The following is a 12,617-nucleotide window of genomic DNA, read 5'->3' as shown; positions in this document are numbered from 1 at the left end:
CCTTTTTTTGAATTTGATCGTTACAAACTCAATCGGCAAGGAGAGCCTTCTCATTCATTCTTAAATCTGCGAAATATTTTGGACGTTATCGAACGTTGAGCATATTAGCATCTTCGCATGGGATATCAAGATGCTTTTTATATTGTATTTTGATTCAAATCTATTTATCAGATCGCTCAAACTGTAGTTCAAAGATCCGTTATAATTTAAAAGTTCCCAAAATTGAATCCTTTGTTTGGACGATTGATAGGAAAACAAAAATCATCCAGAGAATTCTTTGCCAAGGAGATCTATTCTCATCTTCTTAATACTCTTAATAAAGCTTTGTTTCAAGATTTTCTCAACAGGTGCTCAAAACATTTCATCCGATACGATCTTGATTCTTTTCTCTGTGATTTCGCTCCACAATCTTTGATTAAATCCAATAAGCTCTTTTTATTTCCTCTTAGATTATGGATGTGCGATTCTGTTTCCCTTTCGGTTACAGAGAATGCCTTTACAGATTATCCAAATTTAGGGAGTTCCCGCAATAATCTTTTTTTGGACAACCCGCCGCAGGGATGCGAAGGGCGTGGTCCATAGGACCGAGCGGAACTCCGCGAGCCCGTAGCAAGCCCGACCCTCCTGGCGAACTTCTGAATAGCGTTCATTATCTTGAGATCACCAGGAGGGTGCGGCCCAAATCCTTACCTCTCATTGAAGAGTTCCCACGCAAAAAGAATTGCAAAGTCCTCAGCATTCCCAAAATAGAAACTGGAACACTTAAATTCATTAAACAGTTGTTCAATTCGACCTAAAAAGGCCTGGATTGACGACGAGGTAAAAAAATGTCAAACGCCTATGTAATCGATGCAGTAAGAACTCCGAGGGGAAAAGGGAAAAAAAGAGGAACACTCGCTTCCATCCACCCTCAAGAACTTTCAGCCGCTACCTTAAATGCCATCCAAGAAAGAAACGGAATCAAACCGGAAATAGTAGAAGAAGTCGTGATGGGATGCGTATCACAAGTCGACGATCAAGCCGCCTGTATCGCACGTTATGCGGTTATGGCCGCACTTTGGCCGAACTCAGTTCCTGGATACACGGTGAATCGTTTCTGCGGTTCCGGACTTCAGGCCGTAAACAACGCAGCGAATCACGTTCAATCCGGGTCTATGCAAATCGCACTCGGAGGTGGAGTAGAATCCATGTCTCGGGTAAAAATGGGGGCAGATTTAAACGGAAGAGATTTTAATATAGGAAATCCTAATATTCAAAAACATTATAACTTAGTTCCTCAGGGAATTTCCGCGGACTTGATCGCTACAAAATTCGGAATTTCCCGCGAAGAAGCCGATCGTTTCGCTGAATCTTCCCAAATCAAGGCGGATCACGCAATCAAATCGGGTTATTTCAAAAAATCCATCATCCCGGTGAAAACCGAAGACGGAACGATCGTAGATAGCGACGAAAATCCCCGTATCGAATCCACTTTCGAATGGCTCTCCGAACTCGGTCCCGTTTTTAAAACAATCGGCGAGAAAGAGTTAGACGCCATTGCTCTAAAATCTTACCCGGAAATTTCAAAAATCAACCATATCCATACTCTTGGAAACTCTTCGGGTATCGTCGATGGAGCGGCTTCGGTACTTCTTGCTTCGGACGAAGGAATCAAGAAATACGGCCTAAAACCTCGTGCTCGTATCGTAGCCATGGCATCCACGGGAGAGGATCCTACGATCATGCTTACCGGTCCAGTTTCCGCTTCAAAAAAAGCCCTATCAATGGCGGGCCTAAAGCCGGAAGATATCGATATTTGGGAAATCAATGAAGCGTTCGCATCCGTCGTCCTCTACACTCAAAAATCTCTCGGAATTCCTTCAGACAAGATAAACGTCAACGGAGGCGCGATCGCTCTGGGTCACCCTCTTGGGGCAACCGGCGCGATCCTCTTAGGAACTGCGTTAGACGAACTCGAAAGAAGACAAAAACGTTATGCGCTTATGACACTCTGTATCGGCGGCGGAATGGGAATCGCTACGATCATAGAAAGAATCTAACAACGATTAAACCTCAGGCGGAATTTCCCGCTTGAGGTCCGCTTTCATACCCGCCTCGCCCCTTCGTTCCCTTTTCTTTGTATTTCATTCATATTTTTTTTGACAATTTACATCTTTTTTTTGGAAAAATTAGGCAAGAATTTCAATCGGTCAGGTTATAACTTTAGAAAGAAAAAGCATCCGTCAGAGTCGATTCTTTCGGAAGCGTGGAACTAAAAACGATGGAAGATATTACATTAGCGCAAATCATCCTGGATAAAATTAAAAAGGAAAACGATAATCATCAATTGCCGACTAACACGGATTTGTTTTATCATTTCCGTTCTACCCTCAATCTTTCCGAAAGGAAAATATCGAAAATACTCGCTTTCCTAAAAGATTCCAACTGTATCTTTGTCCTCAATTTAAAGAAGCAAAACCCAAATTTTTCCGTTCCCGGACTCGATGCATACGTGATTTCGGATGCGTTTCTGATCGACGTCCTTTTCTCGAAATATCAAAAAAATTTAGAACTCCAATACAACGCGATGTATCGGAAATCGCTCGGTTATCAGCAGATTCTTGCCAAAGTCCTGGATGAAATCACAACCATTCAAAACCAAAGCGTTCTCGAGCTTTTCTCTTTCTGCGTAGTTTTGGAAGACATTAAGAAATTAATGAAAGCAAATCCGGAGCGTTATGAGGAATCCAACCGTCTTTCCACTCTCAAATCCATGATTCGAGACGCGGAAACTCCTCTTTCCTTTAATCCGGAAAGAAATCATTCGACTGTGGAGCCGGTTTCTATCTCCACGATCTTTGAACCGGAGATTCAGGAAGAAGAATCAGTCGCACTGGAATCAAAACCAAAGTTGAAATCCAAATGGGAACTTATGGCGGAACTTTATTCCGTCCCCTTTCTTCTGAGAATTCACTTTAGAAAAAAAGAATATGCGATCATTCAGCAACTTCTTCTTGCTTCCAAGATCAGCGCAGCGGACGATCTAAAGATGGTAGCAGTGAATTGTTCCAATCTTCTTTCTAAGAATTCCTTGGAATCAAAACTAAGGCTGGAACTGAACAATCTTCGCAATCTCGCCATGAAGAAACTACTCGAAGAAGTAAAAACGCCTATCTTCGACGATTTAGAAATGGTAATGTAAGAATTTTCTTTTAAAGGTCGGAATCGAACATGATTCCGATCGCCGCTCTCTTCAATAAAATTCCTTTTGGTCGACCTTGACCTCTTTTCTATCTTTAACAAAACGATCCGAATCACAATCTTAGAATCCGGAATCTAAATCGGTCGATGTCAGACTTTAAGATAAATTCTTTTTTTGTCCAAAATACTCAAAATTCCCCACCAGATAAGAAGCTGAATCAACGCGTATGCAAGAGAAGCGTTGTAAGAATTAAAAAATAAATTCAACTTTAAATAAAAGAAGACTTTCATCGAAATTTTCTTTCCGTTTTCTCCGGCGATCATCCAAAGATTCAACGACCTCGCGACGAGCCCGGAAGCTGCGAAGACAAGAATTGCGTTTTTTCCGAAAACTAATAACGGCTGAAAAACCTTCTCAGGAGAAATTACACGATCCATCTTTGCCCTCAGCGGAAGTAATTCCAAAAGTTCGAAGAAGAATATGCAGAAAAATGCGAGTCCTCCCGTATAAACCGCATAACTCCCGGTCCAAAGACTTTTATTGATCGGAAGAAAACTCTCCCAGAAAATTCCGCCTAACGTAAGCAAAACGCCCGCCGATAAGAGGGTCAAAATTCTTCCGTTGCGATAGTCTTCGCTTAATAAAATTCGTCCACAGATAGCCCCTAAGAGAGCGCTTGCAACGGACGCAACGCCGCTAAAAAAACCTTCGGGGTCCCAGGTTTTTGAAAACTTCCAGAGATGTCTTTCTCCGAAAAGGATTCGATCCATCCAAGCTCCGATATCTTTGCCCTCCTCCAAAGAAATCACCGACTCTCCCGGCACGACGACGTTTGTCAATATCCAAGTATGAACCGTTAAAAATATCACCGAAAGAAAAAGAATGAATCCTTCGGAAATTCCTTTTCTCCAGGAAGAATCGTTTTTGAATTCTCCGTTTTCGTTCGCGCGGGAGATAAAAAATAAATAGCACGAGGACACTATAAAATATACGAACGCGATTCTTTGTAAAACTCCGGGAATCCTTAAGTTCTCGAAAGACCATTCCCCGAAAAAATTGAGAAAGAGTCCTATCCCGAAAAGAACCAAACTTCGTTTAAAAATCAGAATCCAAATTCTTACTTTGGAAACTTCTTTCTTTGAATCGAATGCGATCGGAATCGAAGCTCCCACCGCGAAAAGAAAAAAAGGGAATACCAAATCCGTCGGAGTGCATCCGTTCCACTTCGCGTGTTTGAGAGGCGCATATATAAACGACCAAGAACCGGGATTGTTTACGAGGATCATTCCCGCGACGGTCATTCCCCGAAAAAGATCCAAGGATAAAATTCTTTTCTTTTTGATTTCTGATTTTTGCAACGATAAGACCTTTTTATTTTCGAGCGGAATTTCGGATTAATTCACGTTAGGCGTTTTGCGCTTCTTGGAACGGATCCTTAGGCACGAATTTTGAGTATATAGTCGAGACGTATCTTTTCTCCGTCTTCAAGAACCGCGAACTCCTCCCGGTTCATGGAAACAAGATCGAGAATTTTCACCTTCTCCATTTTTCGCGGCGGAGATTCCGGAGTTTCGGAAATTTCCAGGGAAACCCTGCGTTTCCTCAGAACGAGTTCCTCCAATCGATCGTAAAAATCACAGGAAACGGGAACATATACATTCATATATTCTGATATTCTTTTATAAGAGAATTCTACCAAAGAGATCGATGAAATTCGGTGAATCCGTAAACGTCCCGAAAGGAGACCTCTTTACCCTTTACGGGTTTGAATCTTCCGGAGAACTTTCCCACGAATTGTCTGAAGTAGAGTTTGGAAAAGATTAAATTCATCTTATCCTTTCTTTCTCCTTCGGGGACAAAGTCCAGCTCGACCAAACCTTCCTCGTCGTAGATCTTCCAAGGTTTATAAGGATCCTTCTGCGAAAAATCAAAAATCAATCTAGGCACCCTTTGCCTTTCATGATCGATCCAATACGCGTTTTCGGAAAAGAAGGATTCGTTTACCAAAGCCGCGAAGTTCGCGCCGATCGTCGTCTTATCGGGAAGAATCGCGCTGAACGCGGCCCAATACCAATTGGTCTCCCTTCTCAGATATCCCCCGGACCAGTCGTAAAGAACGGTGACTTTTTTCGGATCGAAAACGAGAGGTCTGTCTTGAAAAGAAAGTTCGATGGAGTTCGGGATCAACGGAGAACATTTTTCCGTGAAGGTCCAATGAGTCGGTTCCGAAGGATTCAAAACCCTCAATGGAGAATGGGATTTTAAACCGAAATCGGCGGAAAATTTAAACCGAAGTTTCCTTCCAAGGAATGCATCCACGAGAAGTTTCCCTTTCGCGTGCGACTTCTCGATCGAAAGAAAAGAGGATCCTTTTTTAAACTGGATTTTGTATTCGTCCGGGTTTGCCGGAAAGTCCAAAGAACTTCCGAGATCCAATCCTTTCGTATCGAACTCATAAAGAATCCCGTCTTTATAATGATAAAGATAAGCGAAGACGTTATACACGTAACCTAGGCTGACAGCGGCGAAACCGATCAAAAATTCTTCGGTTATGATTCCAATATAATTGAATCTTTTAAACGCAAAACGCTTCTTTAAACCGCTGATCTCTTTCCCAAAAAAATCCAACAGTTGAAATTCCTTATAATTGAATTCAACTGGACCATCGAAAACGCCGTAATTGACTTTATTTTCGGAACCGATTATTTTCATCTCGATCGGGTAAGTTACGGAAGAAGCGTTAAAAAGCAATGTAAATATAAGTTGCCCGGCAATTTCGCTTTACTTTTCTTTTTTTACGGTCAGCATTGGCATACCAAGTGTTCCAAAAAGAAGCCCATGGCAGAAGCGCAAAGCCAGAATCCTCCAAAGTCTACGAATCTTGACGAGTCTGATCTTAAGATTCTCAAATCGAAAAAAACATCCCGCGAACTTTCGGTTCTTCTCTATCGAGTCCTTTACAGAACGGACGAGGTAAGACAAGGAGCCGTTAAGGTTCTCAAAGAAACATTCTTAAGAACTCATACGAATCATCCCGAGCTCTTTCCGATTTTGGATCGAACGAAGTTTACAAAGGATATGATCAATCTTTATAGAACTTCCGCGACCCTTCCCCCGGATAAATTGGAACTGTATTTTAACGGAATTCACGCTTCCTTTCAAAACGAGATCCGTTACTTCGTGGGAAAGTCCGCGCAATTCTCCTTTGATATCATATTTCTTGTTATAGAAACGATCTTAAACGAAATGAATCTTCCGGAAAACGAAAGAAGCGTAAACATGAAGGACCGGGAAAGTATCCTTAAGAATTTTAAGGCTTACAACGACCTCTCCAAAATTTTCAATAAGATCGGGAACACAAAGGTCGTTATCGATAAAAAGGACGAGATCATCACCGAAATTTCCATCCTTCACAAGGACATTACGATTATCTCGATAGAAAGTATGTTTCGGCACATTCTCGCGCAGCTTCTTCTTTCCAAAAAATATAACTGCGGAAACTTGATCGAGAAATGGGCGCAAGAATACGGGATGGAAGAGAACGCTTCGTCCATGAAACGTGTGATCGTCGAGGCGACTCCTCTTACCGACTTCCGGGTTCAATTTACGAACGCGGTGAAAATTCTGAAAGACGAAAACGAATTGGATCTGATGTTTTTAAGAACTCTTGCGAACTACTACGCTTCCTGGGTAACTCAGGTTTCGGAACAAATTCCTTCCTAATCTTAGAATATTCCAAATTCAGAATATTCTAAGATCTACGATAAGAATTTTTAGCTCAGTCTTTTTAGGGAAATCCCCAGAGAATACACCGCGACCGAAAGAACGATGTGGAAAATATCCACGTTCAAAATCGGCCCCCTGGATCCCGTCGTTCCGATCACAAGACCTGCGAGAATAAAAAGGATCGCCCCTAAGATTCCGTATAAGGCAGGGACTTTAGTAGTTCCTGAATTTTTTCTGATACAGGCAAAGATGGCGACGCCCATTGCAATTCCGCCTAACGCAGTCGAAAGAAGAGGAAATACGGCAACGTATGTGAAAATTATGTAGATAAGAAAAAGAACGCCAGCAATCGGATAAAGAAGATTCTTTTCCAATTTCCGAATTCCAAGATGAAAAAATCCGGTTCCGATCAAAGGCACTCCTACAAACCCCGCGAGTCCCACCGTAAAACGATAGATCGGATCCAAAAAAGTGATTCCGAGAAAATGAACGGTCCCAAAACCTGCGGGAATTCCTATCAAAAGAAATCCGAGAAATCCCGCGGACTTCGAGTAAGAGGTTGAGTTTTTCAGCTGAAGAGCCGTAAAAACAGAAACGATACAGAGAATAAAATCGGAGAAAACTGTACTCAATTGCATGGTGGATGATACTTTGTATCGAAACGAAATTTGCAATTCTTTCCTCGCTCGAAATTAAAAAAAGATTCCCTTTCTATTCGAATTCGAACCTATCTAAGAAGACAAACCGTCAAAATATCATAGGAATTTTATATGCCACAAAAAGCGCTCAACCAATCCGTAACCCTTAACAACGGAATTACGATGCCGATCTTCGGACTCGGAGTATGGAAAACGAAGTCCGGCAAAGAATGCACCGATGCGGTCCTCTCCGCCTTAGAAGCCGGTTACAGACATATCGATACAGCGAAAATTTACTCGAACGAAGAAGACGTGGGAAAAGCGATTCGGGAAAGCGGAATTCCGAGAAAGGAAATTTTTATCACGACTAAATTGTGGAACGCTGATCAAGGAACCGAAAAAACGAGAAAGGCCTTGGAGCAGAGTTTGGAAAAACTCGGAATCGATCAGGTGGACCTTTATCTCGTTCACTTCCCCGTGACTTCCAGAAGACTGGATTCCTGGAAAGAATTGGAAAAAGCATATCACGATAAACTCTGCCGCGCAATCGGTGTCAGCAACTATATGATCCCCCATTTAACGGAATTGTTAAACGAATCGAACGTAGTTCCTGCTGTAAATCAGGTCGAGTTCCATCCCTTTTTAAATCAAATTCAACTTTTTGAATATTGTAAAAAACATAAAATTCAATTGGAAGCCTACAGCCCTCTCGCACACGGACAAAAAATTGACGATCCTCAGATCGCAGAGATCGCAAAAAAATACGGAAAAACGCCGGCTCAGATTCTGATCCGATGGGCGATCGAACAAAACATAGTAGTCATTCCTAAATCCACGAAAAAGGAAAGAATCATAGAAAACGCGGACGTTTTTGATTTTCAGATCGCGGAAGAGGATATGAACGTTTTAAAATCTTTGGACGAAAATTTTAGAACCTGCTGGGATCCTTCGGAAGTCGCTTAACAAAATTAGATTTCAGCTCTTAACATCAGCCTTTTGACGAACATCGTCGCATAAGATCCGGACGGGAGGCGAAAGGAAATTTTGACTTTTTTTCTCCCTGGATGGAGATCGTCCGGTTCGAATTCTTCTAGTAAACATTCGTCCGGAACGACTTTCAGATTTCTTTCAAAGGAATTCATTTTTATTTTTGGAAAGGGTGATTTTGTAAAAACGGAATTCTTCAGATCGAAGCGCGAAAGGATCGTTCGAAGCGATAACATTTCTTTTTCAGAATATTCTAATGTTTCAATTCCGGGCGCGCCTGGAACGGTAAGATCGTAATCCGAAGATAAAGTTTGCATCAGCGATTCTTCCGGAAAAAAAAGGGATCCCGTTTTTGTTTTGATCCGGACTCCGGAAACACTTTCCGTCGTAAGAAATTCCGAAACGAACTCATTCCAGACGAGAGATTGTAGGGAGGAAAGGAGCATTAATAATTCCTCTTCGGGAAAAAAGGAAATCAATTCGGCGTATGTTTTCGAAGTTACGTTTTTTTCTTTTTTTAAATGAGAGAAGATCCGACTTTCTAACTTTGTTCCGGAGATTCTCTCGCACCCGCTCCAATTTCCCCAGAACTTTTGAAGTTCTTTTTTTCGATCGCGCGCTTGTTTTTTTTCTCCGGAAAAAGGATCCGTCAGAAGAAGTTTCAGACAGGTTTCGGGATTCCCTTGCAAATAAGGAATGATCGGAAGTCGGAAGTCCGGATGAAAACGGCTGAATCGCTGAGAATCGTAGTAGTTTATAAAACCGGAACGAGATCCTTTTTCGAAATTTCGCAGGACTACGTCCTCTTCCTTCTCGACCAGATTTCTCAGAGTGAGAATAAAACGATTTCCCGCGTTCGCTTCCGGGGTCAGAGGTCTTCCGCTGAAACCGATCGGCTCGAGTTGAAGAACATCCGCAAGTTCCGGAGGAACTCTGAGAATTCGATCCGCGCTGATATGTTGTGTCGTAGTCGCGTGTCGGTCCTTCTTTCCTCCGTAGCCGATCTCGGAGAGGGGAACCCTTGATTCTTTGGCGATTCTCTGGAGCGCGTCGAGAGTGTTCCAACCGGTCTTTCTGAGTCGGAAGATCGTCCAGTTTCCGGATTCTTTCAACCAACCGGGCTGAAGAATTTCCTCCACTTGGAAATCTTCGGGACTTTGTTTGAGTTCGTAGACCAAAAACCCGCTAAATGGACGCTCTGACACAGTTTCCAAAATGCGGGAACTCCTCCACCGAACAATCTCGAAAAGAAAAAACTCATTGCAGATTTCTTCTGTCTAACAAATAATAGTTTAAGTTTAAAGTATATGGGAACCCATTACAAAGGAAACAATCGAGAAAAAGCGGTCTTAGATGCTTTTATTAAGCTCAGCCGTTGTTCCGACTCCATCCGTCAATTGGAGGACAAGGTTTTTACAAAGTATGGGCTTACCAACGGACAATTTGGCTGTTTGGAGACTCTGCATCATTTAGGGCCCATGTGCCAGAAGGAAATTGGGCAAAAGCTCTTTTCCTGCGAAGGGAATATCACCCAAATAATCGATAATTTGGAAAAACGAAAACTTGTCCAAAGGGTTCGAAGCCAAGAAGACCGCCGTTTTATTATCATTCATCTCACCCCGGACGGAAGCGAGCTCGTCCAAAAAGCATTTCCGGATCTCCTTCAAAACCTGGTTCAAAAATTCGATCCATTGACGGAGGATCGACTTCTCGATTTAAGCGGCGCTCTCAAGGAGATTGGTTTTAAAACTGTATGAATTCTTTTTTTGATTCCAATACTTTGAACATAAATTATTTACCATTAAAGCAAAACGCTCCTTCCGTGGAGCTCCTACACTGATCTAAGAATCCAACAAGAACTCTATCCATGGATGAACTCATATACTTTAAATTCAAATCATTTAGCATCAAAGATTGGCTAAATATAAACTAGGAATCATTTTAGGAGGAAATTCAAATGCTTCAAAAATTTTTTAAAACAGATTCAGATTTAGGATCTCTCATTCTCAGAGTAGTAGCGGGTATCGTAATGTTTCCGCACGGAGCTCAGAAAATGCTCGGTTGGTTTGGCGGTTACGGTTTTTCGGGAACCTTGGGTTATTTGGTGGGGCTTGGAATTCCGACCCCGGTTGCGATCCTTGTGATCATCGGAGAATTCTTCGGAGCCCTGGGTTTGATCTTGGGTCTTTTCACAAGACTTTCCGCCTTAGGAATCGGAATCGTCATGATCGGCGCGGCTTCCTTTCATATACAAAACGGATTCTTTGTCAACTGGGCCGGGAACCAGCAAGGGGAAGGATACGAGTTTCATCTTCTTATCATTGCGATTTCGGTAGTTCTGTTTATCAAAGGCGCGGGAAAAGCCTCTTTAGATTCTTTGATCGAAGAAAAGCTCGATTAATCGGAAATTCATCTCGGGACACCGTGGACGATTTCATCCACGGTGTTCGGAAACAAAAGATTATTAGAATATTCTAATGATTATTTTTTTTTATTTTCAGACGCGACTTTTTCTTAGGAGAAGCGCTTTTTGTTTTTCCAAGAAGAGTGACGATTCCCCACTTCTTTTCGAATTTAAAACTGTGAATCTCTTTTTCCTTCGGAGGAATAAAAGACATCGCTCTTTCCGAAAGAGCTGCGATCGTCAAACTCGGATTCACTCCTAAGTTTGCGGGAATCATGGAACCGTCGCAGATTCTTAAATTTTGATAACCGAACACCCGATTCTGAAGATCCACCACTCCTTCTTCCGCGGCTTCAGCGATGCTACATCCGCCTAAAATATGAGCGGTAGCGGGTATATCCAACAAGGCTTCGTTGATGCTACTTCTTGCGACTCCGTTCGTGATCCTTGCGAGCCTTCTTGCGAATTCATTCGCGATCGGAATGTAAGTCGGAATTTTTTCCCCCGTTTCCTGCGTGGAAGAAAGTGATTTTTGAAAAGGCCAAATCCATCTTCTCTTACGAATGATCTCGATGCTATTGTCCACGGTCTGCATAACGAGGAGAATGATCGTCCTCCTCGCAAAGCCGATCGGGTTCAGCAGACTGACGCTGTTTATCGGATGTTTGAGAACCTCGATCAAAAATCGAAGTTGTCTCGGAATATTTCCTCCTCCGTCCACGATGACTCCCGCGGCGAGGCCGTTCATCGCGTCTGATCCGTTCGAATATCTTACCGGTTCAATGTGGGTATGTTCATCTGGAAAAACGCTCGAAGTGATTGCGATCCCGTGAGAAAGATCGGCCTTCTTATCTTTGAGAGTCACTCCGATCAAAGATTCACTGTTGGTTCGAACGATATGTCCGAGCCGCTTGGAAAGATTCGGCAGAATTTCCTCTTCCTTCATCTTTAACAAAAGCCCCAACGTTCCCAAGACCCCGGCCGAAAGGACGACGCTTCTCGCTTTATACGTTCGTTTCGGTGATCCGAAAAAAGAGGTGGTTCTTTCCGTCCGAAGCTCGTAGCCTTCGGACCCGTCTTCGTTTAACGGCGTCAGACGGTTTACCTTCGTTTCCGGAATGACGACGGCTCCGGTTTTTTCCGCGAAATAAAGATAATTCTTATCGAGAGTATTCTTTGCGTCGTACCTGCAACCGACCATACAACCTCCGCAGTCGTTGCACGAATTTCTCTCGGGCCCTTCTCCGCCGAAAAACGGATCCACCCCGCTCTTTCCGAAATGAACTCCGACCGGAGTTTTGATAAACGAACTCTCGATCCCGAAGGTCCTTGCAGTTTCCTGCATATACTTGTCCGGTTCCCAGGTTCTTGGATTTTCCACAACTCCCAACATCTTCTTCGCGAGCTCGTAAAAAGGAAGAATGGTTTTTTTCCCTCCCATTCTGTGAACCACCGCCTTCTTCCAAAACGGTTCTGGCGGAACATACAACGTATTCGCATAAACAAGACTTCCTCCGCCGACTCCGGCCCCGCTGAGAACCATCACGTCGTTCAAGAAGTTGATCCTTTGAATTCCGAAACAGAAAAGTTTCGGAAACCAGAGAAACTTCCGCAGAAAAAAAAGAAATACATTATGATTTCGATTATATCGTCGTTGGCTCCGGCTTCGGAGGAAGCGTCT

The 12,617-nt window shown here is 42.9% G+C and carries 12 protein-coding genes and 1 pseudogene; 7 read left to right on the top strand and 6 right to left on the bottom strand.

What is annotated here, in order from left to right; translation table 11 throughout:
- The first annotated feature begins 95 nt into the window (after positions 1-95).
- From CH376_RS24925 to CH376_RS22270, 3 genes are all read left to right on the top strand, one after another.
- Positions 96-308 carry a DUF1564 family protein gene (locus tag CH376_RS24925; protein WP_165781722.1) on the top strand — a complete coding sequence of 71 codons (213 nt, stop codon included), beginning with the start codon at positions 96-98 and terminating at the stop codon, positions 306-308.
- 519 nt (positions 309-827) lie between these two features.
- Complete coding sequence (locus CH376_RS22275; RefSeq protein WP_100785025.1) at positions 828-2,039, top strand: acetyl-CoA C-acetyltransferase; 1,212 nt, start codon at positions 828-830, stop codon at positions 2,037-2,039.
- Positions 2,040-2,260: 221 nt separating this feature from the next.
- Positions 2,261-3,181: a hypothetical protein gene (locus CH376_RS22270; RefSeq protein WP_100785024.1), complete on the top strand. Its 921-nt coding sequence runs from the start codon at positions 2,261-2,263 to the stop codon at positions 3,179-3,181.
- Positions 3,182-3,330: 149 nt separating this feature from the next.
- Here CH376_RS22270 and CH376_RS22265 read toward each other — a convergent pair whose 3' ends face one another.
- The 3 genes from CH376_RS22265 to CH376_RS22255 all read right to left on the bottom strand — a co-directional run bounded on the left by CH376_RS22265 (position 3,331) and on the right by CH376_RS22255 (position 5,893).
- A complete protein-coding gene (locus CH376_RS22265; protein ID WP_125231916.1) occupies positions 3,331-4,539 on the bottom strand; it encodes an acyltransferase family protein in 1,209 nt (402 codons plus the stop codon).
- 77 nt (positions 4,540-4,616) lie between these two features.
- Entirely contained in the window at positions 4,617-4,844 is a 228-nt protein-coding gene (locus tag CH376_RS22260; RefSeq protein WP_100785023.1) for a hypothetical protein, read from the bottom strand.
- 29 nt (positions 4,845-4,873) lie between these two features.
- On the bottom strand, positions 4,874-5,893 hold the full coding sequence (locus CH376_RS22255) for a DUF2804 domain-containing protein (RefSeq protein WP_100785050.1): 1,020 nt from the start codon (positions 5,891-5,893) through the stop codon (positions 4,874-4,876).
- A gap of 126 nt (positions 5,894-6,019) precedes the next feature.
- On the opposite strand from CH376_RS22255, the gene CH376_RS22250 reads away from it, so the two are divergent.
- Positions 6,020-6,904, top strand: a complete 885-nt coding sequence (locus CH376_RS22250) for an LIC_13029 family protein (protein WP_100785049.1) — start codon at positions 6,020-6,022, stop codon at positions 6,902-6,904.
- A 50-nt stretch (positions 6,905-6,954) separates the two neighbouring features.
- Here CH376_RS22250 and CH376_RS22245 read toward each other — a convergent pair whose 3' ends face one another.
- On the bottom strand, positions 6,955-7,545 hold the full coding sequence (locus CH376_RS22245; RefSeq protein ID WP_100785048.1) for a hypothetical protein: 591 nt from the start codon (positions 7,543-7,545) through the stop codon (positions 6,955-6,957).
- Positions 7,546-7,677: 132 nt separating this feature from the next.
- On the opposite strand from CH376_RS22245, the gene CH376_RS22240 reads away from it, so the two are divergent.
- On the top strand, positions 7,678-8,508 hold the full coding sequence (locus CH376_RS22240; RefSeq protein WP_100785022.1) for an aldo/keto reductase: 831 nt from the start codon (positions 7,678-7,680) through the stop codon (positions 8,506-8,508).
- 5 nt (positions 8,509-8,513) lie between these two features.
- Here CH376_RS22240 and truD read toward each other — a convergent pair whose 3' ends face one another.
- Complete coding sequence (gene truD / locus CH376_RS22235) at positions 8,514-9,737, bottom strand: tRNA pseudouridine(13) synthase TruD (protein ID WP_420843582.1); 1,224 nt, start codon at positions 9,735-9,737, stop codon at positions 8,514-8,516.
- Between the two features lie 102 nt (positions 9,738-9,839).
- Between truD and CH376_RS22230 the strand changes: the two genes are divergently transcribed.
- Together CH376_RS22230 and CH376_RS22225 are read left to right on the top strand one after the other, a co-directional pair.
- On the top strand, positions 9,840-10,289 hold the full coding sequence (locus CH376_RS22230; protein ID WP_100785020.1) for a MarR family winged helix-turn-helix transcriptional regulator: 450 nt from the start codon (positions 9,840-9,842) through the stop codon (positions 10,287-10,289).
- 200 nt (positions 10,290-10,489) lie between these two features.
- Positions 10,490-10,933 (top strand): DoxX family protein, encoded by a 444-nt coding sequence (locus CH376_RS22225; protein ID WP_100785019.1) that lies wholly within the window; start codon positions 10,490-10,492, stop codon positions 10,931-10,933.
- A gap of 73 nt (positions 10,934-11,006) precedes the next feature.
- Here the strand turns inward: CH376_RS22225 and CH376_RS22220 are convergent.
- Positions 11,007-12,551: pseudogene (locus CH376_RS22220) on the bottom strand (GMC family oxidoreductase); the annotation flags it as partial.
- Positions 12,552-12,617 lie beyond the last annotated feature (66 nt).

This window comes from Leptospira adleri (genome assembly GCF_002811985.1).
GTDB lineage: Bacteria > Spirochaetota > Leptospiria > Leptospirales > Leptospiraceae > Leptospira > Leptospira adleri.
This window is presented reverse-complemented; position numbering and strand designations above follow the sequence as displayed.

What these genes read in the sequence shown, in the direction of transcription:
- CH376_RS22275 (WP_100785025.1), top strand. Translation starts at nt 828, where the DNA reads ATGTCAAACGCCTATGTAATCGATGCAGTAAGAACTCCGAGGGGAAAA.
- CH376_RS22270 (WP_100785024.1), top strand. Translation starts at nt 2,261, where the DNA reads ATGGAAGATATTACATTAGCGCAAATCATCCTGGATAAAATTAAAAAG.
- CH376_RS22260 (WP_100785023.1), bottom strand. Translation starts at nt 4,844, where the DNA reads ATGAATGTATATGTTCCCGTTTCCTGTGATTTTTACGATCGATTGGAG.
- CH376_RS22255 (WP_100785050.1), bottom strand. Translation starts at nt 5,893, where the DNA reads ATGAAAATAATCGGTTCCGAAAATAAAGTCAATTACGGCGTTTTCGAT.
- CH376_RS22250 (WP_100785049.1), top strand. Translation starts at nt 6,020, where the DNA reads ATGGCAGAAGCGCAAAGCCAGAATCCTCCAAAGTCTACGAATCTTGAC.
- CH376_RS22245 (WP_100785048.1), bottom strand. Translation starts at nt 7,545, where the DNA reads ATGCAATTGAGTACAGTTTTCTCCGATTTTATTCTCTGTATCGTTTCT.
- CH376_RS22240 (WP_100785022.1), top strand. Translation starts at nt 7,678, where the DNA reads ATGCCACAAAAAGCGCTCAACCAATCCGTAACCCTTAACAACGGAATT.
- CH376_RS22230 (WP_100785020.1), top strand. Translation starts at nt 9,840, where the DNA reads ATGGGAACCCATTACAAAGGAAACAATCGAGAAAAAGCGGTCTTAGAT.
- CH376_RS22225 (WP_100785019.1), top strand. Translation starts at nt 10,490, where the DNA reads ATGCTTCAAAAATTTTTTAAAACAGATTCAGATTTAGGATCTCTCATT.